At 73.5% G+C, this 25,156-nt stretch carries 13 protein-coding genes; 5 read left to right on the top strand and 8 right to left on the bottom strand.

Annotated elements, in window-relative coordinates:
• From ACZ6I1_RS33365 to ACZ6I1_RS33380, 4 genes are all read left to right on the top strand, one after another.
• Positions 1-409 (top strand): adenosylhomocysteinase (locus ACZ6I1_RS33365; RefSeq protein ID WP_469292726.1); only part of this gene is annotated, 409 nt, incomplete at its 5' end.
• A 123-nt stretch (positions 410-532) separates the two neighbouring features.
• A complete protein-coding gene (locus ACZ6I1_RS33370) occupies positions 533-2,086 on the top strand; it encodes an acyl-CoA carboxylase subunit beta (RefSeq protein WP_469292728.1) in 1,554 nt (517 codons plus the stop codon).
• A gap of 49 nt (positions 2,087-2,135) precedes the next feature.
• A complete protein-coding gene (locus tag ACZ6I1_RS33375) occupies positions 2,136-2,483 on the top strand; it encodes a hypothetical protein (protein WP_469292730.1) in 348 nt (115 codons plus the stop codon).
• Positions 2,480-2,656, top strand: a complete 177-nt coding sequence (locus tag ACZ6I1_RS33380) for a hypothetical protein (RefSeq protein WP_469292732.1) — start codon at positions 2,480-2,482, stop codon at positions 2,654-2,656. Before ACZ6I1_RS33375 ends, ACZ6I1_RS33380 begins: the two co-directional genes overlap by 4 nt.
• Before the next feature lie 166 nt (positions 2,657-2,822).
• On the opposite strand, the gene ACZ6I1_RS33385 is transcribed toward ACZ6I1_RS33380, so the two are convergent.
• The 7 genes from ACZ6I1_RS33385 to ACZ6I1_RS33415 all read right to left on the bottom strand — a co-directional run bounded on the left by ACZ6I1_RS33385 (position 2,823) and on the right by ACZ6I1_RS33415 (position 23,992).
• A complete protein-coding gene (locus tag ACZ6I1_RS33385; protein ID WP_469292734.1) occupies positions 2,823-3,329 on the bottom strand; it encodes a flavin reductase family protein in 507 nt (168 codons plus the stop codon).
• A 23-nt stretch (positions 3,330-3,352) separates the two neighbouring features.
• A complete protein-coding gene (locus ACZ6I1_RS33390) occupies positions 3,353-4,483 on the bottom strand; it encodes an LLM class flavin-dependent oxidoreductase (RefSeq protein ID WP_469292736.1) in 1,131 nt (376 codons plus the stop codon).
• Positions 4,480-12,552: a hybrid non-ribosomal peptide synthetase/type I polyketide synthase gene (locus tag ACZ6I1_RS33395; RefSeq protein WP_469292738.1), complete on the bottom strand. Its 8,073-nt coding sequence runs from the start codon at positions 12,550-12,552 to the stop codon at positions 4,480-4,482. The genes ACZ6I1_RS33390 and ACZ6I1_RS33395 overlap by 4 nt, the downstream gene beginning before the upstream one ends.
• A complete protein-coding gene (locus tag ACZ6I1_RS33400) occupies positions 12,549-15,998 on the bottom strand; it encodes a type I polyketide synthase (RefSeq protein WP_469292739.1) in 3,450 nt (1,149 codons plus the stop codon). The genes ACZ6I1_RS33395 and ACZ6I1_RS33400 overlap by 4 nt, the downstream gene beginning before the upstream one ends.
• 142 nt (positions 15,999-16,140) lie before the next feature.
• Complete coding sequence (locus tag ACZ6I1_RS33405; RefSeq protein ID WP_469292741.1) at positions 16,141-21,585, bottom strand: acyltransferase domain-containing protein; 5,445 nt, start codon at positions 21,583-21,585, stop codon at positions 16,141-16,143.
• Positions 21,586-21,865: 280 nt separating this feature from the next.
• Positions 21,866-23,506, bottom strand: coding sequence for an MFS transporter (locus ACZ6I1_RS33410; protein WP_469292743.1), 1,641 nt, complete (start codon positions 23,504-23,506; stop codon positions 21,866-21,868).
• A gap of 111 nt (positions 23,507-23,617) precedes the next feature.
• Positions 23,618-23,992: a cupin domain-containing protein gene (locus tag ACZ6I1_RS33415; protein ID WP_469292745.1), complete on the bottom strand. Its 375-nt coding sequence runs from the start codon at positions 23,990-23,992 to the stop codon at positions 23,618-23,620.
• Positions 23,993-24,186: 194 nt separating this feature from the next.
• Between ACZ6I1_RS33415 and ACZ6I1_RS33420 the strand changes: the two genes are divergently transcribed.
• Entirely contained in the window at positions 24,187-24,702 is a 516-nt protein-coding gene (locus ACZ6I1_RS33420) for a MarR family winged helix-turn-helix transcriptional regulator (RefSeq protein WP_469292747.1), read from the top strand.
• Between the two features lie 50 nt (positions 24,703-24,752).
• Here ACZ6I1_RS33420 and ACZ6I1_RS33425 read toward each other — a convergent pair.
• Positions 24,753-25,156: TetR family transcriptional regulator (locus ACZ6I1_RS33425; RefSeq protein ID WP_469292749.1), on the bottom strand; the 404-nt coding region annotated here is incomplete at its 5' end.

The raw sequence follows: 25,156 nt of genomic DNA on the forward strand, positions 1-25,156 counted from the left end.
CATCGGCCACTTCGACAACGAGATCGACATGGCCGGTCTGGCGAAGATCGAGGGCATCGTCAAGGACGAGGTCAAGCCGCAGGTCCACACGTGGACGTTCCCCGACGGCAAGGTCCTGATCGTGCTGTCGGAGGGCCGTCTGCTGAACCTGGGCAACGCGACCGGTCACCCGTCGTTCGTGATGTCGAACTCCTTCGCGGACCAGACGCTGGCCCAGATCGAGCTGTTCACCAAGCCGGCGGAGTACCCGACCGACGTCTACGTGCTGCCCAAGCACCTCGACGAGAAGGTCGCCCGTCTGCACCTGGACGCGCTGGGCGTCAAGCTCACCACCCTGCGTCCGGAGCAGGCCGAGTACATCGGCGTCAAGGTCGAGGGCCCGTACAAGCCCGACCACTACCGCTACTGACGGTCCGGCACCACGGCGGACACCCACGCGATCCAGCCGGGCTCCAGAGCCCGGCCGGATGCTGGGACGTTGGGACGTGGGGACGTGGGGAACGGCCACCTGAGCAACGGCGAGGAGAGTCAGTTGGAGAGTCTGCGGGAGCGCGCCACGGAGCTCGCGGCGATACGGGCCCAGGCCGTGGCCGGACCGGGCGAGCGGGCGACGGCCGCGCAGCACGCCAAGGGCAAACTGACCGCTCGCGAACGCATCGGGATCCTCTTCGACGAGGGCTCCTTCTGCGAGGTCGAAGGCCTGCGCAGACACCGTGCGACGGGCTTCGGCCTGGAGGACAAGAAGCCCTACACCGACGGTGTGGTGACCGGCTGGGGCACCGTCCACGGCCGCACCGTGTTCACCTACGCGCACGACTTCCGCATCTTCGGCGGCGCGCTCGGCGAGGCCCACGCGGCGAAGATCCACAAGCTGATGGACCTCGCGGAGGCCGCCGGCGCCCCCATCGTGGGCCTGTGCGACGGCGCCGGCGCCCGCATCCAGGAAGGCGTGACGGCCCTCGCCGGGTACGGCGGCATCTTCAAGCGCAACGTCCGCAACTCCGGGGTGATCCCGCAGATCTCGGTGATCCTGGGCCCGTGCGCCGGCGGCGCCGCGTACTCCCCGGCGCTCACGGACTTCGTGTTCATGGTGCGCGGCACCTCGCAGATGTTCATCACCGGGCCGGACGTGGTCCAGGCCGTCACCGGTGAGGCCGTGACCATGGAGCACCTGGGCGGCGCGGACAGCCACGCGGCGGTGTCCGGCGTCGCCTCGTTCGTCTACGACGACGAGCGCGAATGCCTGGAGGACGTCCGGCACCTGCTGTCCCTGCTGCCGTCCAACAACCGTGAACTGGCCCCCGCCGGCGACCTGGAGGATCCGGCGGACCGCCGCAACGACAAGCTGCTGGACCTCGTCCCGGCCCGCCCGACCCAGGGCTACGACATCCGCGAGGTCATCGAGGAGATCGTCGACCACGGCGACTACTTCGAGGTCCACGGCCAGTGGGCCCGGAACATGGTCTGCGCGCTGGCCCGCCTCGGCGGCCGGCTGGTGGGCGTGGTGGCGAACCAGCCGTCGTACCTGGCCGGTGTGCTGGACATCGGGGCCTCGGAGAAGGCGGCGCGGTTCGTGCAGTTCTGCGACGCGTTCTCCATCCCGCTGGTCACCCTGATCGACGTGCCGGGCTTCCTGCCGGGCGTGGACCAGGAGCACCAGGGCATCATCCGGCACGGCGCGAAGCTCCTGTACGCGTACTGCAACGCCACGGTGCCGCGGATCAGCCTGGTCCTGCGCAAGGCGTACGGCGGCGCGTACATCGTGATGGACTCCAGCTCGATCGGCGCGGACGTGGCCCTGGCCTGGCCGTCGAACGAGATCGCGGTCATGGGCGCGGAGGGCGCGGCGAACGTGATCTTCCGCCGGGAGATCGCCGCCTCCGAGGACCCCGAGGCGACCCGGGCCCAGCGGATCAAGGAGTACCAGTCGGAGCTGATGCACCCGTACTACGCGGCCGAACGCGGCCTGGTGGACGACGTCATCGACCCGGCCGAAACCCGCTCCCGCCTGATCGCCACCCTCACCATGCTGGCCACCAAGAACGCGACGCAGCCAAGCCGCAAACACGGCAACCTGCCGCTCTGAGCCCGGAGGGGTGTCTGTCCGGCCCGGGCGTGCGGGGGATCTCGCCCTGATGCGCATCGACCAGATGGAGCGGGACGCCTCCGTCGTCGACTTCACGTCACGCCTGCTGGCCGGGCTGGTGCGGACCGAGAACATCGCCGCCCTGCGCCAGGCCCTGCCCGAGGCCCTGCCCTGGAGCACGTTCCTGCCCGCCGAGGACGTCGACACCCTGCTCTCCGAGCTGGTGGACGCGGCGCTCGGCGCGGTGGCCCTGGACAACCTCGCGCCGATCGCCCTCCTGCTCACCCAGTGGCGTCACAGCGCCGAGGTCTACGCGGACCCGGCCCTGTACGCCATCCTCACCCGCGAGCCCGACGGCGACCACGGGCCGGTCCCCATGCCGGAGCCGGCGGAGTGAGCCCGAAGCGCGGCGACCGGGCGGCGCCGCCCCCGACCGGCGACGAGTACGACCTGCGTTTCGCCCACACCGAGGCCGCCGACGGCGGACGCGTCTGGTACCTGCTCGACGATGCCAACCGAACCGCCTGGATCACCTACGCCGGCACCGGCCACCCGAAGGCCACGGACTGAGCCGCGGCGGCGGGGGCGTGGCTGGAGTGCCTTCCTCGGTATCGGATAGGCGCCGGATCGCAGCCGGAGCAAGACCGCAACGCAGTGGAGCCGGGTCGGGGGTCGCCCGGCCCGGCTCCACGTTTGTCCGTGCCCGGCCGGCGGATCACGCCGGGCGGGCACGGGGTCAGGTGGCGGTCCTGAAGGCCCGCTGGTACCAGAGCAGCGGGCGGTCCGAGCCCGCCAGGCGCACCTCCAGGACCCGGCCGACCAGCAGGTCGTGGTCGCCCAGGGTGATGCGGTCCGCGAGTGCGCAGCGCAGGGCCAGCGCGTCGGGGACGTGCGGGAGGCCGGGGCTGTCCGGCCACTCCTCCAGCGGCGCACCGGCGAACCGGTCGACGCCGCTGGTCGCGAAGCGGCCCGCGAGCTCGCGGTGCTCGTCCCCGAGCACGTTGATCACGAACTCGGGGACCTGCGTCAGCGCCGCGTGGCAGCTGGAGGTGTGCGCGATACCGACCAGCACGAGGGGCGGCTCCAGCGACACCGAGGTCACCGCGCTGGCGGTGAACCCCCAGGGCCGGCCCTGGGCGTCACGCGTGGTGACCACGGTCAGCGGCGCCGCCAGCAGGGACATGGCTTCCTTGAAAGTCGCCCCGTCCACCGCGGGCCACTTCTCTTGCAGTTGCGTCGGCATGAGCACTCCGTCCGTGGTGGGGTTCAGCGGGGGGCCGAGGCCTGGGCCGCGGCCTCCCGGGCCTGTGCGGCGAAGCCGCTCTTGTTCTCCGAGACCCACTTCTGGGACGCGCGGCGGCTGTCGAGGGCGCCGGTGAAGTGCGGGGCCACGTAGCGGGCGAGCAGCTCGTAGCTGCGCTTGGTCTGCTCGCGGGTGGCCCAGTCCTGGGTGTTGACCAGCAGGGTGCCGAAGCCGCCGCTCTCGCGCTGCATGCGCTCGATGCCCTCGATGGCGTCCTCGACGGAGCCGATGATCGCCGTGTGGGTTTCGACGGCCACCTCGGCCTCGCGGCCCTCGGGCAGCTTCGCGGAGGCGCCGACGGTGTCGCGCACGTACTCGCGGAACCAGTGGCTCATCCCGGCGCGGACCTGGTCGAGGGCCTCCTCGCGGGTCTCCGCGATGTGCACGCAGATCGCCACCCGCCACTTGGAGCGGTCCACGGTCTGGCCGTACTTGGCGGCCTCCTCCTCGCCGGCGGCCCACAGCTGGGCCAGCGGCGGCTCGGACATGCCCGGGCGGCCCGCGAAGGTCAGCGCCTCCAGGCCGTACTGGCCCGCCAGGCGCATGCCGCGCTCGGTGCCGGCGCTGGCGACGGCCATGTCGAAGCGCGGCTTGGTGTACGGGCGCAGGTGCAGCATCGCGTCGCGCAGCTCGAACCAGTCGGTCTTCATGGTGACCGGTTCGTCGCCCTTGAACAGGCGCACCAGCGCCTCCAGCGACTCGGCCATCATGCGGCGCTGGTCGCCGGCGGAGATGCCCATCATGTGGGCGTCGGCGGGCGAGACCCCGGCGCCCATGCCGAACATGGCGCGCCCGCCGCTCTGGTGGTCGAGCTGCACGATGCGGTTGGCGGCGGTCAGCGGGTGGTGGTACGGCAGGCTCACCACGCCGGTGCCGAGCTTGATGCGGCGGGTGCGCTCGGCCGCGGCGGCGAGGAAGACCTCGGGGGAGCTGACCGTGGACCAGCCGCCCGAGTGGTGCTCGCCGACCCAGGCCTCGTCCAGGCCGAGTTCGTCGAGCCAGTGGATGAGGTCCAGGTCCCGCCAGAAGGCGGTGGTGGGGTCCTCGCCCAGGGAGTGGAAGGGAGGGATGAAAGCACCGAACTTCAGCGTCATGACTGTATTCCTTCGAGGGGTCGGGCCGCCGTGCCGGCGAGCCAGAGGGAGAGCTGGTCGGCCAGCTGCCGCAGGCGCGGCGACTGCATGACCGTGTAGTGGTCGCCCGGCAGCGCGACGTAGTGGAAACCGGAGGGGAACAGCTCGGACCAGGCGGCGACCGCCTCGTCCGTGGAGCCGTCCTCGGCGCGCAGGAACGCGGTCGGACCCGCGTACGGCTGCGGCGCGTAGGACAGGAGGGCCCGGAAGTTGCGGGCGAAGCGGGTGTGGATCTCGCTGAACACCTCGAGGCCGACGCCCGCGGGGAGCACGCCCCGTTCGGCCGCCGCGGTGTACAGGATCTCGAAGGCCGTCTCGGGGCAGTCCGCCGCACGGAACAGCTCCGGGTCCGGCTCCCACGAGGTCCCGGCCAGGCCGGCCAGGTCCCGGCCGAACCACGACAGCAGCACGGCGTCGTCGATCTCCGCGCGCTCCGGGGCCGGGCCCGGGGGCTCGAGCAGGTCGATCACCGCGAGGTGCTCGACCTCGTGCCCCGCCGCGGTCAGCTGCTGGGCCATCTCCAGGGCGATGACCCCGCCCATGGACCAGCCGCCGAGCCGGTACGGGCCCTCGGGCACCGCGGCGGTGACGGCGGCGGCGTAGTGCGCCGCGAGCTCGGGCACGGTTTGAAGGACCTCGTCGTCCGGCACCTGCAGCGCGTAGAACGGCTGGTCCTCACCGAGCAGGCCGGCCAGTTCGCCGTAGCAGAGCACGTCTCCGCCGACCGGGTGGACGAAGAACAGCGGGGTCTGCGTGCCGCCGGTGCGGACGGGCACCAGCGCCGTGCGCCGCACCGACCCGCCGGCCTCCCGGATCGCCGCGGCGAGCAGGGCGATCGTCGGCCGGGCGAACAGCGTGGACAGCGGCAGCGAACAGCCGAGCCGGGCCCGGATCTCGGCCATCAGCCGGACGGCGAGCAGCGAGTTCCCGCCCAGGGCGAAGAAGTCGGTGTGCACGCCGAAGCCGGTCTCGGGGAAGAACTCCGCCCAGACCGCGGCCAGTTCGCTTTCCGTCAGGTCCCGGGGGGCCTGCGCCGCGTCACCGTCGGCGGCCTCGGCGCCGGGCACCGGCAGCGAGGAGCGGTCGACCTTGCCGTTGGCGGTCAGCGGCAGCTCGTCGAGGATCAGGATGTACTGCGGGACCATGTACGAGGGCAGGGCCGCGCCGATCGTCTTCGCGAGCAGCTCGGGCGTCACCTCGCAGGTGCGGTCCTCGTCGAGGACGACGTACGCCACCAGCCGCTTGGCGCCCTGCCGTTCGCCGACCGCCGAGGCGACCGCGGCCCGCACCCCGTCGCAGGCCAGCAGCGCGGCCTCGATCTCGCCGAGCTCGATCCGGTAGCCCTGGATCTTGACCTGGAAGTCCTCCCGGCCCAGGAACTCGATGTTCCCGTCCGGCAGGTACCGGCCCAGGTCGCCGGTGCGGTACAGCCGCTCTCCGGTGGCCGGGTGGCGCAGGAACGCCGCCCGCGTCTTGGCCTCGTCGCCGAGGTAGCCGCGGGCCAGGCCCGCGCCGGAGATGTACAGCTGGCCGGGCACCCACACCGGGCTGGGCTGCATGGCCTCGTTCAGCACGTGGAACTGCTGGTTCAGCAGCGGCTTGCCGTACGGGACCGAGGTCAGCGACGGGTCGGCCTCGCCCGTCACCCGGTGCGCGATCGACCAGATCGACGCCTCGGTCGCCCCGCCCAGGCTCCACACGGCCGCCTCGGGCACCAGCGCGGCGATGCGCTCCGGAAGCGTCAGCGGGATCCAGTCGCCGCTCATCATCACCGTGCGCAGCGGCAGGCTCCCGGTCATCCCGGCGGCCAGCGCGTGCTCGGTGAACATCTCCATCAGCGTCGGCACGCTGTTCCACACGGTGACCCCGTGCTCGGTGACCAGCTCGGCCCAGCGGCCGGGCTCGCGGTGGGCGTCCGGAGCCGGCAGCACGATCGCGCCGCCGGCGCCGAGGATGCCGAACACGTCGTACACCGACAGGTCGAAGTTGAGCGCGGACAGGGCCAGGACCCGGTCCTCGGCGGTGATGCCGAACCGCTCGTTGATGTCGAGGCACGTGTTCAGGGCGCCCGTGTGCTCGATCATCACGCCCTTGGGGGTACCCGTGGAGCCGGAGGTGAAGATGACGTACGCGAGGTCGTCCGGGCGGGCGGGCGAGGCGGGCAGGGCGCCGGCGGGCACGGCCAGCGCCTCGGGGCCGTCCACGCACAGCCGTACGGTCCCCTCCGGCCACCGGACGTCGGCCTCGACGCGGCTCTGCGTCAGGACCAGCCGGATGCCGGACTTCTCGCACAGCAGCCGCAGCCGCTCGGCGGGCACCCCGGCGTCGATGGGCACGTAGGCGGCGCCCGCCTTCAGCACGCCGAGGGTGGCGGCGACCTGCTCCCAGCCCTTCTCCATCACGATGCCGACGAAGCTGCCGCGGCCGGCGCCCTGCTCCAGGAGCCAGCGGCCCAGCCGGTCGGTGTGCTCGTCCAGTTCCCCGTACGTCAGCTCGCGGCCGGGGGCGATCACCGCGACCCGCTCGGGGTGCGCGGCGGCCTGCGCGGCGAACGGCTCGTGCAGCAGCCCCGCGGGCAGCGGCCCGGCCGTCGCGTTGGCCGAGCGGCGCACGGCGAGCTCGGCGGCCGGGGCCAGGGCGGGCGCCGGGCGGCGCCAGGCGTCCTCCTCGACGCACAGGCCGCGCAGCACGTCGAGGTACGCCTCGAACATCGCGTCGATCATCCCGGCGGGGAAGAGCTCCTCGATGACGTCCCAGTTCACGATCAGCGCCCCGGCGTCCTCGACCACCTGGTGGTCGAGCCACACCTGCGGGGTGCGGATCGAGCTGGAGACCTCCTCGCCGCCCTCGCCGATGGCGGTGAGGTGCTGGGCCAGGCCCATCGAGGCCGCGGAGTCCTCCTTGGCCGCGAAGTTGACGGTGCTGGCGAAGACGACCGGCATGTTGGCGCGGGCGTTGCCCCCGCGGGCCCGGTTGAGCTCGCGCAGCACCGCGACACCGCTGACGTGGCTGTGCTCGAGGTCGTTCCACAGCTGCCGCTGGATGCGCCCGGCCCGCTCGCCGAAGGCGACCGAGGCGGTGGAGTCGATCTCCAGGAGGGTGGTGGCGCTGAAGTTGCCGAGCACGCTGCCGACCTGCTCGTGCAGCGGCAGCCGGTTGAAGAAGAGCACGTTCAGCGTGAAGCGGCTGGACTTGCTCCAGGAGGCCAGCACCTGGGAGTACGCCGTGCACAGCGCGGCCGACGGGGTGACCCCGGCCGCCGAGGCGTACGCCTTGAACCGGGACCAGTCCTCGGCCTCGATGCGGCTGGAGCGGTGGGTGAACGCCGGCGCCTCCAGCGAGCCCGGATCCGCGGCCAGCGGCAGTTCGGGGGCCGGCGGCAGGGTGTCGAGCCGCTCGCGCCAGTAGGCGAGCGAGGCGGCGTGCAGGTCGGTCTCCTCGACCGCCTTGGCCGTCACCACGTAGTCCCGGTAGGTGAGCGGCACCTCGGGCAGCGCGCCGGCCTCGCCGCGGTAGGCGGCGGCCCACTCGCGGAACAGCATCGAGGTGCTCCACGCGTCGATGATCAGCGCGTCGAGTCCGATGTGCAGGCGGGTGCGCCCCTCGGTGACCCGGGTGGCGCGGATGTCGAACAGCGGCCACACCGCCGTGTCGAAGACCTGTCCGGCGACCTCGTCGTGGAGTTCGGCCAGGCGCGCCCCGCGCTCCTCCTCCGGGCAGCCGCGCAGGTCCGTCGTACGGATCTCGTACGGGGCGACCTCGGGCAGCACCTTCTGGTAGCCGTCCTCGGTCATCACCGCGCGCAGCATGTCGTGCCGGTCGATCATCAGGCGCAGCGCGTCCTGCAGCCGCTCCACGTCCACCCCGTCGAGGTCGACCTCGATGAAGAAGTACGTGGAGACGTTGCCGAGTTCGAAGGCGCTGGAGCGGCCCACCAGGTAGGCCTGCTGGAGGTCGGTCAGCGGGAACGGCTCGTAGCGGGCCGCCTCGTCGCGGACCAGCTCCGGCAGCCGCCCGCCGCCCGTGGCGGGCTGCGCCGCGGCGTCCTGGGCGCCCGCACCGGCCGGGGACTCCTCGGGCGTGCCGAGGGTTTCCAGGACCTGGTCGCCGAGCGTGCTGACGCTGCGGCCCTCCAGGAAGGCCACCAGCGGCAGCGAGACCCCGAGCGCGGCGGACAGCGCCTCCTTGACCTCCAGGGCCATCAGCGAGTCCAGGCCGAGGTTCTGCAGCGGCTCGTCGCGGTCCACCGCGTCCGGGGAGGTGCCCAGCGCGCGGGCGACCGTCGCGGCCAGCAGCTCCCGTACGCCCGCGGCGTCCAGCGACTGCGGGGCGGCGGCCGCGGCGAGCGGGGCCGCGGCCGGCAGTGCCCGGGCCGCCGGGGCGGCGTCCCCGGTGCGCAGCAGCTGGTCCTTCTCGGCACGGCGCAGGCACACCCCGGTGGCCTCGACCACCGTGCGGCCCCGGTCGTCGTACAGCGCGGCCTCGGCGAGCAGCATCCCCTGCGGGTCGGGCGACGGCAGCAGCCGCACCCGGCAGTACGTCTCGCCCTGCGCCCCGGAGAACCCGTGGAAGGCGAACCGGTCGATGCCCACCAGCATGAACGTGGCGTCCGCCGGGGTGCCCTCGGGCAGGCAGGCGAACAGGGACTGGAACAGCGCGTCGGTCTGGCCGGGGTGCAGCCGGTAGCCGTCGGCCTCGCCCGGGCGCGGCGCGCGCATCTTCGCGACGGCCTCGCCCTCGCCGGCCCACACGTGCTCGATCCACTGGGCGGTGGGGCCGAGGTACAGCTTGCGGCGCCACATCCGGCGGTAGAACTCCTCGCCGGTGGTCTCCTCGGCGAGCGGGGCGCGCAGGGCGTCCAGGTCGGCCGCGGCCGGTGCGCCCGCGGGGAGTTCGGCCAGCTTGCCCTGCGAGTGCAGCAGCCAGCCGGAGCCGTCCCGCCGGGCGGAGTAGTAGCGGTATGCGGTGCGGCCGCCGGGCGCCGGGTCCAGGACGAGCTGCACCCGGGCCCGCTGGTCCTCGTCGAGGATCATGCTCTGCAGGACCAGGCACTCCTCGATCAGCGCGCCCGCGCCGCCGCCGTCGGCCCGGGCGGCCTGAAGGGCCGACTCCAGGTAGACGCCGATGTTGACGACGGGCAGCCCGTCCATCACGCAGTCGCCCAGACAGGGGTGGCCGGTGGTGTCGAGCACCGCCGCGTACTGGGTCGAGTCCAGCGGCGAGGGCACCCGCTCGCCCAGCAGACGCGGCGAGGCGGCCTCGCCCGCGGCGGGTGCGGCCGGCGCCGGGCGGTCGCTCGGCGTGAACCAGTGACGGGTGCGCTGGAAAGGGTACGTCGGCAGCGCGGCGCGCCGCCGGTCCCGGCCCGCGTCGTACGCGGCCCAGTCCACCGGCGCCCCCAGCGCGTACAGCGCGCCCAGGCTGTCCAGCACCACCCGGCCGTCGTCGTGGCCCTTGCGCAGCGACGGCAGGAAGACCGGAGCCTGGTCGCCGTCGCCCCCGCCGGGCAGGAACCGCTTGGCCATGCCGGACAGCGCCGGCTGCGGGCCGGTCTCCACGAACACGCGGAAGCCCAGCCCGTGCAGGGCGGTCATGCCGCGCAGGAAGTCCACGGGGCGGCGGATGTGCTCGCGCAGGTAGCCCGCCGTGAAGGCCTGCGGGCCGGTCAGCGGCTCACCGGTGACGTTGGAGACGACCGGGATGCGGGGCGCCGCGTACGTCAGGGCGGCCGCCGCGGTCTCGAACTCGTCCAGCACCGGGTCCATCAGCGGCGAGTGGAAGCCGCGGGTGACCGTGAGCCGCTTGGACTTGACGCCCGCCCCGGCCAGCTCGGCCAGCAGCAGGTCCAGCGCCTTCGCGCCGCCGGAGACGACCAGCGACTCGGGGCCGTTGACCGCGGCCACCGACAGCTCGCCCTCGTACGGCGCCAGCGCCCCGGCGAGCTGCTCCTCGGTGGTGAAGACCGCCGCCATGGCGCCCTCCACCGACAGCTCCTGCATCATGCTGCCGCGGCGCACCGCGAGGGTCAGCGCGTCCTCCAGGGACAGCACCCCCGCCACGCAGGCCGCGACGATCTCGCCGATGCTGTGGCCGAGCACGGCGCCCGGCGTGATGCCCCAGGAGCGCCACAGCTCCGCGAGCGCGTACTCGACGGCGAACAGGGCCGGCTGCGTCCAGCGGGTCTCGTCCACCAGCGCGGCGTCGGCGGGCGCCGGGTGCAGTACGGACAGCAGCGAGCGGTCCGTCAGTTCCGAGACGATGGCGTCGCAGCGGTCGATCGCGGCCCGGAAGACCGGCTCGCTCGCGTAGAGGCCCGCGCCCATGTCCGGGTACTGCGCGCCCTGGCCGGTGAAGAGGAAGGCCACCTTCGGCTGCGCGCCGCCGGGCACGTGGCCCGTGCGGACGCCCGCCGGCAGGATCGCGCCGGGCGCGTACGCGGCCAGCTTCTCCCGCATCTCCCCGGCGGAGCCGGCGACCGCGGTCAGCCGGTGGGACAGGGGGGCGCGGCCGGTGGCGGCGGTGTGGCAGACGTCGGCGAGCGGGGCGGCGTCCGGGCCGTCCAGGTACGCGGCGTGGCGTGCGGCCAGGTCGGCGAGGGCGGCCGGGGACTTGGCGGACAGCGCCAGCAGCTGCGCGGTGCGCTCGCCCGCGGCCTCCTCGGCGGCGGCCGGGACGGCCGGCGCCTCCTCGACGACGACGTGGGCGTTGGTACCGCTCGCGCCGAAGGAACTGACGCCCGCCAGGCGGGGCTTGTCGCCGCGCGGCCAGGCCACGGCGGTCCGCGGGAAGGTGACCGAGAGGTCCTCGATGCCGATCTCCGGGTTCACCTCCGAGAGGTTCAGCTGCGCCGGGATCTCCTCGTGCTGCAGCGACAGCACGACCTTGATCAGACCGGCGATGCCGGCGGCGGGCTCCAGGTGCCCGATGGTGCTCTTGACCGAGCCGACGACCAGCTCCTCGCCCGGCGCCCGGCCGCCCAGTACGGCGTCCAGGGCGCGCAGTTCCAGCGGGTCGCCCAGCGGAGTGCCGGTGCCGTGTGCCTCCACGTAGCCGATCTCCGACGGTTCGACGCGGGCCGAGGCCAGTGCGGCGCGGATGACGTCCTGCTGCGCGGCGGCGTTCGGGACGGTGATCCCGGCGCTGCGGCCGTCCTGGTTGACGGCGGAGCCGCGGATGACGCCGAGGACGCGGTCGCCGGCGGCCTGCGCGTCGGAGAGCCGCTTGAGGACGACGACCCCGCAGCCCTCGCTGCGCACGTACCCGTCGGCCCGCGCGTCGAAGGTCTTGCAGTGGCCGTCCGGCGCCAGCATGTTCGCCTTGTCGGCGATGGTGAACCACTCCGGCGACAGCAGGACGTTGACCCCGCCCGCCAGCGCCATGCCGGTCTCCCCGGCGCGCAGGCTCTGACACGCCAGGTGCACGCCGACCAGCGAGGACGAGCACGCGGTGTCGACGGAGAGGCTCGGGCCCTGCAGGCCCAGCCAGTACGAGAACCGGCCGGCGGCGAAGGTGGAGGCGTTGCTGGTGAGGCTGTACGCCTCCAGCTCGGCCGGGTCGATCTGCTGCATCTGGCGCTGCACGTAGTCGTACGTGGTGACGCCGAAGTACACCCCGGTGTCCGTGCCGGTCAGGCCGGCCGGGGAGATGCCCGCGTGCTCCAGCGCCTCCCAGCCCACCTCCAGCAGCAGGCGCTGCTGCGGGTCGAGGGTGGCGGCCTCGCGCGGCGAGATCCCGAAGAACGGGGCGTCGAACCCGTCGACCCGGTCGAGGAAGCCGCCGAGGCGGCTGCCGTGCCGGGCGGTGTCCCAGCGGTCCTCGGGCACTTCGCGGATGCCGTCGCGGCCCGAGCTCAGGAACTCCCAGAACTCCTCGGGGGTCTCGGCGCCGCCGGGCATGCGGCAGGCGAGGCCGACGATGGCGATCGGCTCGGTGCGGGCGCGTTCGGCGGCGTCGAGCTCGGTGCGCAGGCGGCGGATCTCCCGCACGCTCTGGGCGAGTACGTTCTGCCGCTCGTGGTCTCTGTCGGTCATCGGGCTCCTCCGGCTGCGGGCGTCGGGGAACCGGACTCCGCGGCCAGCACGGCGAGGAGTTCGGCTTCGGAAAGGTCATCGAGGGATGTGTCGTCCTCGGACCCGGAAAGGTCCGAAGGCGCCTGCGGTGGGGGGATCACGGCGGGTGGGGCGGGGGGCGTGGACGTGGGGGTGGGGGCGGCGGCGGGTGCGCCCGATGACGGGGCCGCGGAGGCCTGCGGGCCGGCCTCGGCCGCCGCCCGCTCCGCCAGCGTCAGCAGATGCGCGGACAGCGCCTCCACCGACGGGTGCTCGAACATCACGGTCGCCGGGAGGCGGCGGCCGAGCAGGGTCTCCAGCCGGATGCGGGCATCGCGGGCGAGCGTGGAGTCCATGCCCATCTGGAAGAAGCCGGCCGTCCGGTCGACCCGGTCGGGGCTCAGTTCCAGGGTCCCGGCCACCGCCGCGGCGACCTGGGCGCGGACCAGCTCGGCGCGGGCCTCGCCGGGCTCGGCCGCGGCCACGGCCGCCACCAGGGCGGCGAGCTGCCCGCGTCCTTCCCCGGCGTCCGGCGGCTCGGGCAGCACCGCACCGGCGGCGCGGGCGTCGGCCGGCACCGGCCCGGCCGCACCCGAGGAGCGGAACCAGAAGCTCTCGTGCTGCCACGCGTACGCGGGCAGCGGGACGGGACGCGCGGGCGCCGGCGGGAGCAGCTCGGTCAGCCGGGCGGGCAGACCGTGCGTGTGCAGGGCGGCCAGGATCTCCAGCAGGCCGTGGGACTCCGGCTCGTCGCGCCGCATGGACGGCAGGGCCAGCCCCTCGCGGCCGGAGTGCTCGAAGGCCTGCTCGACGGCGGACAGCAGCGTCGGGTGCGGGCTCATCTCGACGAACACCCCGTGGTCGCCGTCGATCAGCTGCCCCACGGCGTCCCAGAACAGCACCGGCTCGCGCAGGTTCCCGGCCCAGTACTCGGCGTCGAAGCCGGAGCCGTCGCACAGTTCGCCGGTGACGGTCGACAGGACCGGCACCGTGCCCGCGCGGGGCGCGATGCCCTCCAGCTCGGCCAGCAGGTCCTCGCGCAGCGCGTCGACCTGCGGGCTGTGCGAGGCCACGTCCACCTTGACGTGGCGGCAGAAGACGTTGCGCGCCCCGAGGGTGGCGGCGAGCTCCGCCAGCACCTCCGGGTCGCCGGAGAGCACCGTGGAGGTGGGGCTGTTGCTGACCGCGACCGAGACCCGGTCGCTGTGGTCCGCGACGAACTCGGTGGCCTGGTCGAAGGGCAGGCCCACCACCAGCATCGCGCCCTGCCCGCTGATGCGGCGCAGCAGGAAGCTGCGGCGGCAGATGATCCGGGCCGCGTCGTCCAGGCTCAGTACGCCGGCCACGTACGCGGCGGCGACCTCGCCCATGCTGTGGCCGACCACCGCGTCGGGCTCGATGCCGAAGGCCCGGGCGCGGGCGGCGAGTCCGACGGCGACGGCGAACAGGGCCGGCTGGATGACGTCGATCCGCTCCAGCGGAGCCCCGTCCTCCAGACCCATGATCGTGTCGATGACGGAGAACCCGCCGTCGGTCCAGCGCTTGAAGGCCTCGTCGCACTCGGTCACCGCGGCCCTGAACACCGGGCACAGGCGCATCAGTTCGCGGCCCATCCCGGCCCGCTGGGCGCCCTGGCCGGGAAAGACGAAGACGACCTTGTCGCTGATGTCGCCGCCGGTGCGGCCGGTGACCACGGAGGCCGGGGACCTGTCGGCCAGCCACATGTCCAGCCGCTCGGCGGCCTCGGCGTGCGTGCTCGCGACGACCGCGAGCCGGTGCGGGTGGCGGGTGCGCCGGGTGGTGGCTCCGTGCACCAGCGCGGAGAACGGCTCCTGGCGCGTCTCCTTGGCCTGCAGGTGGTCGCGCCAGGCACGGGCCATCGGGACCAGCGCCTCGGCGGTGCCCGCGTAGACCGGCAGCAGCCAGGGGCCGTCCGCGGCCTGCGCCGCCCGCGGGGCCGCCTCGTCCTGCGCCGCCCGCGGGGCCGGCGCCGGGGCGTCGTGCGGTTCCGCGTCCTCGTCCTGCGGGGCCGGGCCCAGCACGACGTGGGCGTTGGTGCCGCCCGCGCCGAAGGAACTGACGGCGCCGTGCCGCCGTTCGGCGGGCTCGTCCCAGCTCGCCGCCTCCGTCGGGATGCGCAGCCGTCCGCCGCCGAGCGAGATGTGCGGGTTGACCTCCTCCAGGTGGAGGTGGGGTGCGATGGCCCGGTGGTGGATGCTCAGCGCCACCTTGATCAGGCCGGCCAGGCCGGCGCCCGCCTCCAGGTGTCCGATGTTGGTCTTCACCGACCCGAGCGCGCAGCTCCCGCCGCCCGCGTCCGCGGTCCCGTACACCTCCTGCAGCGCCTCGACCTCGATCGGGTCGCCGAGGCTGGTGCCCGTGCCGTGCGCCTCCAGCAGGGTGACCTGGTGGGGTTCGAGGCGGGCGGAGCGCAGCGCCGCCTTGATGACGTCGCGCTGGGACAGGCCGCTGGGCGCGGTCAGGCCGTTGGTCAGGCCGTCCTGGTTGACGGCGGAGCCGCGGATGACGGCCCAGATCCGGTCGCCGTCCGCGACCGCGTCGGACAGCCGCTTCAGGACGAGCACGCCCACGCCCTCGCCGCGGGTGTAGCCGTCCGCCCTGGCGTCGAAGGTCTTGCAGCGGCCGTCGGGGGCGAGCGGCAGGCCCTTGGAGTGGGCCACCGTCATCGTCGGCGACAGGATCAGGTTCATCCCGGCGGCGACCGCGGTGGAGCACTCCTGGGTGCGCAGGGACTGGCAGGCCAGGTGCACGGCCACCAGCGAGGACGAGCAGGCCGTGTCGACGGTCATGCTCGGGCCGCGCAGGTCGAGCTGGTAGGAGAGCCGGTTGGAGATGATGCAGTTGGTGCCGCCGACGACGGTGTACGTGTCGAGGCCGGCCGGGTCCTCCAGCTGCATCTGCAGGTAGTCGGTGGCGTTCGCGCCGACGAACACGCCCGTCGCGCTGCCCTGGAGCTTCTCCCGCGGCAGGCCCGCGTCCTCCAGGGCCTCCCACGCCACCTCCAGGAAGTGCCGCTGCTGGGGGTCCATGCGCGCGGCCTCGCGCGGCGAGATGCCGAAGAAGTACGGGTCGAAGCGGTCCACCCCGTCGATGAACCCGCCGAACCGCATGGTCGTGCGGCCCGGGGCATTGGGGTCGGGGTCGTAGTAGGCGTCGGCGTCCCAGCGGTCGCCGGGCACACCGGTGATCGCATCGGTGCCGGAACTGATCAACTGCCAGAAGTCGTCGGGGGAGGCGACCCCGCCCGGCAGCCGGCAGCCCATGCCGACGATGGCGATGGGCTCGTGGCGCTTCTGCTCCAGAGCGTCCAGCCGGCCCCGCAGCATGCGGACGGCGGACAGTGCCTTGACGAGGGCGTCCCCGGAGCGGTCTTCGGCCGGGGCGGCCCCGGCGGCGGTGCTGCTCATCTCAGTCCCTTTACTTGGAAACCCTCGGCATCGGCCAGGGGTGGCGGTACCTCCCGCCTGCGGGGGAGAAAGGCGTGCTGACGCAGGGAACCCCCACCCGTGGGTGGGGTCCCCCTCCCTTCCGGGAGGGGGACGAGCCGAGCTAGAAGGTCTCCATCCGCTCGCTCAGTTCCGCGAGTTCACGTGCGAGGAGGGCCTCGAGGCTCTCCGGGTCTGCTGCGCCGTCCGCCGCCGCGGGCACGACGGGGGCTTCGGCCGCGGGGCTCTCCTCGAGGGCCTCGTCGCCGTCGAGCGCGATGCCCGCCTTGCCGGCCAGGAACGGCGCGATGTCCCGTACGGTCGGGTAGTTCCAGATGAGCGTGGCCGACAGCTCCACGCCGAAGGCCGCCTCCAGGCGGTTGCGCAGCTCCAGTGACATCAGCGAGTCGATGCCGAGCGAGCGCAGCGGGGTGTCGGGGTCGATGCGGCGGGCGGGAAGCTTGACCACCTGCGCGGTGATCTCCCGGACGGCGGTCTCGAACGCGGCCCGCCGCTCCGCCACGGGCAGTTCGGCCAGTCCGGCGGCGGCCGCCCCCTGCGCCGGTCCGCTCTCGGTGTCGCCGCCTTGGTCCGCGGCCAGGACGGGTACGGAGTCCAGCCGGACCACGCGCAGCCCCTCCGCCTCGGCCAGCAGGGCGCCGTCGGCGGACAGGATCCGTACGCGGGCCTGCCAGTGCCGGTCGTCGCCGGCCTGCTCGCACTGCGCGTACGCCCACAGCTCGCCCACGAGGGCTCCGTACACCCGCAGCCGGCCGATGGACTCGCTGACGAAGCACTGGGTGACGCCCTCGCCCCACGCGGCGCCCAGCAGCGGGGCCACGGCGGACTGCAGGGCGGAGTCGAGCAGCGAGGGGTGCACCCGGTAGCCGGGGTCGGCGGGCAGGGCGGCCGGGTCGGGCGCGATCCGGGCCAGGGCGGCGCCTTCGCCGCGCGAGATGCCGGTGATGCCCTGGAACGCGGGCCCGTAGCCCAGGCCGCAGGCGGCGAGCGCCCGGTAGTAGGCCGGTCCCTCAAGGGTCTCGGTCAGCGGCCCGGCCAGCGCGGCGGGGTCGCAGGGCTCGCCCGGATCCTGCGCGGCGCCGAACAGCACCCGGGTCTCGGCCACGCACAGCGGGCCGTCCTCCTCGCGGACGAAGAAGCGGATGTGCGCCCGTGCGCCGTCGGAGCGGTCGGAGCGGTCGGAGCGGTCGGAGCCGTCGGAGCCGTGCGAGTCGTCCGAGCCCTCCAGTACGGCCTGCACCCGGCGCACGCCCTGCGCGGGCAGGATCAGCGGCTCCCGGAAGGCGAACTCCTCCAGTACCGGCTGTTCACCGGGCCGGACCTGCGCGCACATCGCGAGGGCCATCTCGGCGAACGCGGCGCCCGGCAGGACCGCGGCCCCGCCGATGCGGTGGTCCGATGCGGCGGCGGCCGACGCGTCGAGGTCCATCTGCCAGTAGTGGGTTCCCGGAGTGACGGGGGAGTCGAGCCGCTCGCCGAGCAGGCCGCCGCGCAGTGCCCGGCCGCGCGCGGCAGCGCCCGCGGAGCCGGCGCCCGGGCCGGGGGCGTCGATCCAGAACCGCTCGCGCTGCCACGGGTAGTGGGGCAGCTTCGCCCCGGCGGGCGCCGGGGTCAGCGCGCGGTCCACGCGGGCCGGTGCGCCCAGGACGTACAGCCGGCCCAGCGAGCCGAGCAGCGTGTCGCGTTCCTCCTCGCGGCGGCGCAGCGAGGGCAGCGCGGCCACCGCCGTACCGCTCTCGGCTGCGACCTGTTCCACGGCGGGCAGCAGGATCGGGTGCGGGCTCATCTCGATGAAGACGCTCACGTCGTCCTCGACGAGGCGGGCCACCTGGTCGGCGAAGAGCACCGGCTCGCGCAGGTTGTCGGCCCAGTAGCGGATGTCCATCTCGGTGCCGGAGGCCACCGAGCCGGTCACCGTCGAGTAGACGGGGACGGTTCCGGCCCGCGGGGCGATGCCGTCCAGCGCGGACAGCAGGTCCTCGCGCAGCGGGTCCATCTGCGGGCTGTGGGAGGCCACGTCCACCTTGACCCAGCGGCAGAAGACCTGGTCGGCCTCCAGCCGGGCCGCGATCGCGGCGAGCGCGTCGCGGTCACCGGACAGCACGGTGGAGCGGGGGCTGTTGTTCACGCCGACCGACACCAGGTGCTCCTGGCCGGCGAGGAGCTCGCGGGCCTGGGCCATCGTCAGCTCGCTGGCGAGCATGGCGCCCTGGCCGGCCGCGCGGCGCAGCAGCAGGCTGCGGCGGCAGATGATCCGGGTGGCGTCCTCGATGCCCAGCGCGTCGCTGACGTGGGCGGCGGCGACCTCGCCCATGCTGTGCCCGATGACGGCGTCGGGCTCGATGCCCCAGGAGCGCCACAGCGCGGCGAGCGCGACCTCGACGGCGAACAGCACGGGCTGGACGACGTCGATGCGGGTCAGCTGCGAGCTCTCCTCGCCGGCGCACAGCTCGGCCTCGATCGACCAGTCGATCCAGGCCCGGGCGGCGGCGTCGGTGGTACGGATGGACGCGGCGAACGCGGGCTGCGTGCGCAGCAGTTCGCGGCCCATGCCGATCCACTGGGAGCCCTGTCCGGGGAAGACGAACGCGATCCGGGGCCGTGACTCGGCCGGCTTCGCGCCCTCGTACAGCTGCGGCGGCCGCTCGCCGTCGGCGTGGGCGGCCAGCGCCTCGGCGAGCTCGGCGGTGTCCCGGGCGACGAGGGAGAGGCGGTAGGGGTGGTGGGCCCGTTCCAGGCCGGCGCGGGCCAGGGCCGGCAGCTGCGAGGTGCCGTCCGCCACGGCGGCGGCCACGGAGCGGGAGAGGTCCCGCAGCGCCTGCGGGGTGCGGGCGGAGAGGGTGAACAGCTCGGCGGTGGGCGGGCGCTCGTCCGGGAGCCGTACGTCGAAGCCGAGTCCGGCGAGGGCGGTGAGCGTCTCCACCAGCCCGGCGCGGTCGTCGGCGCCCTCGCGGCGCATGGTGCCCAGTACGGCGGCGGTCCCGCCGTACTCCTCGGCGGACTGGCGCAGCGCGGGGGCGAGCACCGGGTTGGCGCTGATCTCGACCAGGACGCCGGTGCCGTGGGTCAGCAGGTGGGCGGTGGCCGGGGCCAGCAGCACGGGCCGGCGCAGGTTGCGGACGAAGTACGAGGCGTCCGCCTCCCGCCAGTCGAGCGGTTCGCCCGTCACCGAGGAGATCATCGGGATGCGGCCGGGCCGCGGGGTGAGCGTGCCGATGGCCGCTTCGAGGTCGGCGGTGATGGGGTCGATGCCGGCGCTGTGGGCGGGCAGGTCGACGCGGATCATGCCGCACAGCACGCCCTCGGCCTTCAGGTCGGCGACCAGGGCCTCCAGCGCGGCGCGCGGCCCGGCGAGACCGGTGGTGCGCGGGCCGTTCTGGGTGGCGACGGAGATCTCCCGGCCGCCGATCCGGTCGTCGATGCGCTGCTGGATGTCGGTGGCGGAGAGTTCGACGACGGCCATGCCGCTGCCGGAGCCGGCGACGCGGCGCTGCTGGTCGCTGTAGTGGTGGATGAGGCGCACCGCGTCCGGCAGGTCGAGGATGCCGGCGATGACGGCGGCGGCGACCTCTCCCAGGCTGTGGCCGACGACGGCGTCCGGGCGGACTCCGGCGGCCTCGAGCCAGGCGGCGATGCCGACCTGGATGGCGAAGAGCACGGGCTGCATCACACCGACGTCGCCGCTGCGGGCCGTGGCCTCGTCGGCGTGCAGTTCGTCGAGCAGCGACCACCCGGTGTACCGGGCGAGTTCGCGGTCGCACTCCTCGAGTACGGAGCGGAAGACCGGTTCGGTACGGAGCATGGTGCGGGCCATCCCGATCCACTGCTGACCGTACGGGGAGCATACGAAGGCCACCTGTGGGCGGCGGCCGGCGGGAACGGCTTCGGCGCCGGTGCCGGGTCTCTCGTGCAGGGTCAGCGGCGCGGGCGCGGCGTGGGCCTCGAGGACGACGTGCACGTTGGTGCCGCCCCAGCCGAAGGCGCTCACCCCGGCGCGGGCCGGTCCCTGTCCCGTTTCGGGCCACGGCTCCTCGGCCGCGGCGACGCGCAGGCGCAGCTCGTCGAAGGGGATGTGCGGGTTGGGCGTCTGGAAGTGGATGCTCGGCGGGATGCGGCGGTGGCGCAGCGCGAGGGCCGTCTTGACCACTCCGGCGATGCCGGCGGCGGCCTCGAGGTGACCGATGTTGCTCTTGACCGACCCGATGCGCAGCGGTGCGTCCCGGTCGCGGCCGCGGCCGTAGACCGCGCCGAGCGCGGTGGCCTCGACCGGGTCGCCGAGCGCGGTGCCCGTGCCGTGGGTCTCGACGTACTGGACCTCGGCGGGGGAGATGCCGGCCTGGCGGCAGGCGGCGCGCAGCACGGCCTCTTGGGCCAGGGGGTTGGGGGCGGTGAGTCCGTTGCTCAGGCCGTCGTTGTTGGTGGCCGTACCGCGGATCGTGCACCAGATGTCGTCGCCGTCGGCCAGCGCCTTGGACAGCGGCTTGAGGACGACGGCCCCGGCGCCCTCGCCGCGGCCGAAGCCGTCGCCGCGGGCGTCGAAGGCCTTGCAGCGGCCGTCCTGGGAGAGGCCGCCGAACTTGCTGAGCGCGACCATCGTCTCCGGGCTCAGCAGCAGGTTCACCCCGCCCGCGACGGCGGTCTCGGACTCGCCGGACCAGATGCTCTGGCAGGCCAGGTGGACCGCGAGCAGGGACGAGGAGCACGCGGAGTCCAGGACGACGCTGGGGCCGGTGAGCCCGAGCACGTAGCTGAGCCGGTTGGCGACCATGTTCAGCGCCCGGCCGGTGGCCGAGTGCAGGGAGGCGCCGGCCGGATCGGCCGCGCCGAGGTCGGCGTAGTCGTGCCAGATGGCTCCGGCGAAGACGCCGGTCGCGGTGCCGGACAGCCGGCCGTCGGAGAGGCCCGCGTCCTCCAGCGCCTCCCAGGCGACCTCGAGGAAGAGCCGCTGCTGCGGGTCCATCTCCTGCGCCTCGCGCGGGGATATGCCGAAGAACAGCGGGTCGAAGGTGTCCACCGGGCCGCGCAGGAAACCGGCCTGGGAGGTCACCATCTTGCCGGCGGCGGCGGGGTTGGCGTCCAGGTAGGCGGCGGCGTCCCAGCGGTCGGCGGGAACCTCGCCCACCGCGTCGGTGCCCGAGCGCAGCAGCTCCCAGAACTCCTCGAGGCTCTCGGCCTGCGGGAGGCGGCAGGCCATGCCGGTGATGGCGATCGGCTCGCGGTCGCGGGACGCGGCCCGGAAGGTGTCCGGGAGCTCGGCGGGCGCGTCGGGCTCGCCCGCGACGACGCGGGCGGCGAGCGCCGCGATGCTGGGGTGGGACCACATGAGCGCCGGGGAGAGCCGGGTGCCGGTCCGCTCCGACAGGTCGCCCATGAGGGCGACGGCGCGCATCGAGTCGATGCCCATCGTCGAGAACAGGTCGTCGTCGCGGATCTCTTCGGGTGCGCGCCCCGACCGTACGGCGATCTCGCTCCGCAACCACTGCGATACGGCCTCGACGGTGTCCATACGGGACGCGTCGATGTGCCCGGAACCCTTGCCCATCTGCATGAGAACCCCCTCCGTTTGTACATAACGTGGAAACACTTGAGCGCTGATGGATCGGTCTTCGACCTCCCGCGCGGGGCGGGACGGCTTGTCCTGGCATGTCCGGCATGCGTCAACAGGCCCTGCAATAAAGGAAGTTGTGTTCCGTTTGGCGGCGGCCGGAGTGGGGGGAAGGGCAGCCGCCGCGGCTCGGTGGGGAAGGCGCGGTGTGTGGGGGGACGACAGTGCCCGCCGACCCCGAAGGGGCGGGCGGGCACTGAAGGGCGGCGCGGCGCGCGCCGGGTCAGGGACGGAGGCTCGGCTCGTCCTTCGCCGGGGCGGGCGGGGCCGCGGGGGTACCCGGTGCCGTGGCACCCGGCGCCGTGGCGCCGGGGGCCGTGGCACCCGGGGCGGCCGCGCCCGGCGGGGGTCCGGGCGGGGCCGGCGGGGTCTTGGGGAGCCAGCGCAGGGCCACGAGGACCGAGGCGAGGGCGACACCGGCGACGACGAACAAGGTGGACTGCATGCCGCTGACGTAGGCGTCGGAGGCCTTGGCCAGCAGCGCCGGGGCCTGGTCGCCGAGCTTGGCGGCCTGGACGGCGCGCACGGTGCCGCCGATGGATCCGGCGGCCTCCTCGCGCAGGGCCTCCGGCAGCACGTTCACCGCGTCACCGATCGAGGACCGGTAGCCGGAGCTCAGCAGGCTTCCGATGATCGCGATGCCGAGGGCGCCGGCCACCTGGCGGGCGGTCTGCGAGACCGCCTGGCCCGCGCCCGCCTTGACCGGAGGCACGACGGACATCAGCGAGGCGGTGGCGGGAGCCATGATGGAGCCCCAGCCGACGCCCAGGACCAGCTGCGCGACGATCAGCAGCCAGGTCGGCGTACCGGCGTCGAAGAAGGCGGCGCCCACGGCGGACAGGGCGATGGCCGCGGAACCCGCGGCGACCACGGTGCGGGGGCCGAACTTCATGACGAGCTTGGGGCAGCGGGCCGAGACGACCATGGAGGCGATGCCCATGGGCAGGACCAGCAGGCCCGATTCCAGCGGCGAGAAGCCGAGGACGGCCTGGAAGTAGAACTGCGAGATGAAGATCGAGCTGATCAGCGCGAAGAAGCACAGGGCGATGGCGCCGGTGCCGGCCGAGAAGCGCGCGTTCTTCAGGAGGCTGACGTCGAGCGAGGGAGCGGCCACCTTCTTCTCGAAGAGGACCAGCGCGACGAGCAGGACCAGACCGCCGGCGATGGCGCCGAGCGCGCCGGTGCTCGTCCAGCCGTCCTCGCCCGCGAGGACGATGCCGTAGACCAGCAGGCCGACGGAGACGATCGACAGCAGGACGCCGATCGGGTCGAACGCGGTGCGGACCGGGTTCTTCGACTCGGGGACCAGCGCGATCATCAGGCCGACCGCGATGGCGATGAGCGGGGCGTTGATGAGGAAGATGGAGCCCCACCAGAACGCCTCGAGCAGTACGCCGCCGAGCACCGGCCCGACCGCCATGGCCACACCGGCGGCCGCGGCCCAGCCCGCGATGGCCTTGGGACGCTCGGCCGGCGGGAAGACGTTCATGAGGATGGCGAGGGTGACCGTGGGAACCACGGCCGCGCCCACGCCCATGACGGCGCGCCAGATGATGAGCTCGACGATGTCGGTGGCGAAGGCGCCGAGCACCGAGCTGACACCGAACAGGACGAGGCCGGTGATCAGCGTCTTCTTGCGGCCGAACCGGTCGGCGCAGACGCCTCCGGTGAAGAGGAACGCCGCGAAGGTGATCAGGTACGAGTCGAGCGCCCACTGGAGCTCGCCGTTGGTCGCGTCAAGGCTCTGCTGGATGGGGTTGAGCGCGACGTTGATGATCGTGAGGTCCATGACCACGACCAGAACCGTCGATGCGAGCAGAGCCAGGATCGCCCGGCGGCGCCCGCTGCTGACTTCGGGATTCAATTGCCCGTCCTTCGTTGAGTTTTTCCTCTGATGGCCGCTGCCGCGGTCCGCGCTGCCGGGAAGGCAGCGCGGACCGCGGTGCGGTTCAGCTCGCCGGGCCGCCGGAAACTGCTACTCGGCCCAGGGGAGCGGAATCTTCTTGTCCTCGTTGCCCGGCATGCTGGCCTTGCCGCCGACGACCATGGCGACGAGCGCCTGGGTGTCGCCGACCGCGGTGAGCTGACGCACGGCGCCGCCGGGGATCGTCAGAGCCTGGCCGGCCTTGACCTCCGCGTCCTCGCCGTCGACGGTCACCTTGAAGGCGCCGGACAGGGGCATCCACACCTGCTCGCGGTCGATGATGTGGACCGGGGTCGCGGAGTCCGCGCCGAGCTCCACGCGCCAGGTGCTGACCTCGGTGCTGCCCTGGCTGGGGGCGGCGAGGCCGAACATCGCACCCGACGGGGTACGGGTAGTCCGCTGCTCGCTCTCGCTGACCACGTTCATTGCGACCTCCTGTGTAAAGAAGCTTTACTTCGCTTGCCTCCACGAGTAAAGCTGCTTTAGTCGTGGGTGTCAAACGGCAAAGAGGGCCGCGCCGAGACTGTTCCCCCTGGTAACCGAGAACCGCTCGAGTCTCACTGGAGGCGGGTGGCGTCGTGGGAGTAAAGCGTCTTTCCAAGGTGTGGCAGCATGTCCAGATGGAGTCCACAGCAGAGACCGGAAGCACCGGAGCGGAAGCACGCCAGGTGGGAGACCCGCTGGCCAGGGCCGAGCTGACCTATCTGCTCGGCATGTCCTTCCAGCTCGTCCTGTCCGAATTCGTATCCCGCCTCGACGCGGCCGGGTACGACGATCTGAGACCGGTCCACGGACTGGTGTTCCAGGCCCTCTACGGCGAGGGCGCCACCAGCAGCGAGCTCGCGGAGCAGCTCGGCGTCACCAAGCAGGCGGCCGGCCAGATCGTCGACGACCTCTCCGCCCGCGGCTACGTGGAGCGGCGCCCCCACCCGGCGGGCGGGCGGCGCAAACTCGTCGTCCTGACCGACCGGGCGCTGGAGCACCTCGCGGTCGCCGGGCGCGTCATGTTCGACATGGAGAGCGAACTCGACGCGCGCCTCGGCGCCCAGAACCGCCGCGTCCCGCGCGCCGAACTCGCCGCCCTCATCAGGGCCATGGCCGACGGCGACCTGCCCCCGCTGCGCCCTTTGTGGTGACGACGGTCCGGCCCGCCCGGCGGGGGCGGGGCGGACCTCGGCTTCACCGCCTAGCGGTGGGCCTGCGTGATGAGGTCGGTCGCGCTCTCCAGCGCGGCCAGCCGGGTCTCCTCCGGGTCCCCGTCCACGTGCTGGAGGTACATCATCCCGGCCTGGAGGGCGAACAGGGCGCTGACGCAGCGCACTTGGTCGGTCAGCGGGCCGTCCTGCGTGCGCAGCAGTTCCACCAGCCGGGACATCCAGTCCTTCATGGTCTCGCCGATGGTCAGCTCGCGCATGGTGGCCTGGTTCTCCTGCATGAAGCGGAACAGTGAGGCTCCCGCGCCCATGCACTCGCTGTAGCGGCGCAGCACCTCCCTCTTGGTCTCCAGGGTGGGCGGCTGCTCCCTGGCCCATGCGATCAGCTCGTCGACGGGCCGCGTCAGGTCCTGGAAGACGCTGACGATGATGTCCT

This window comes from Streptomyces sp. NPDC046303 (assembly GCF_055588085.1).

Bases quoted from the DNA above. Each gene is read 5' to 3' on its own strand.
- ACZ6I1_RS33375 (WP_469292730.1), top strand. From the start codon at position 2,136: ATGCGCATCGACCAGATGGAGCGGGACGCCTCCGTCGTCGACTTCACG.
- ACZ6I1_RS33385 (WP_469292734.1), bottom strand. From the start codon at position 3,329: ATGCCGACGCAACTGCAAGAGAAGTGGCCCGCGGTGGACGGGGCGACT.
- ACZ6I1_RS33390 (WP_469292736.1), bottom strand. From the start codon at position 4,483: ATGACGCTGAAGTTCGGTGCTTTCATCCCTCCCTTCCACTCCCTGGGC.
- ACZ6I1_RS33395 (WP_469292738.1), bottom strand. From the start codon at position 12,552: ATGACCGACAGAGACCACGAGCGGCAGAACGTACTCGCCCAGAGCGTG.
- ACZ6I1_RS33400 (WP_469292739.1), bottom strand. From the start codon at position 15,998: ATGAGCAGCACCGCCGCCGGGGCCGCCCCGGCCGAAGACCGCTCCGGG.
- ACZ6I1_RS33405 (WP_469292741.1), bottom strand. From the start codon at position 21,585: ATGCAGATGGGCAAGGGTTCCGGGCACATCGACGCGTCCCGTATGGAC.
- ACZ6I1_RS33415 (WP_469292745.1), bottom strand. From the start codon at position 23,992: ATGAACGTGGTCAGCGAGAGCGAGCAGCGGACTACCCGTACCCCGTCG.
- ACZ6I1_RS33420 (WP_469292747.1), top strand. From the start codon at position 24,187: ATGGAGTCCACAGCAGAGACCGGAAGCACCGGAGCGGAAGCACGCCAG.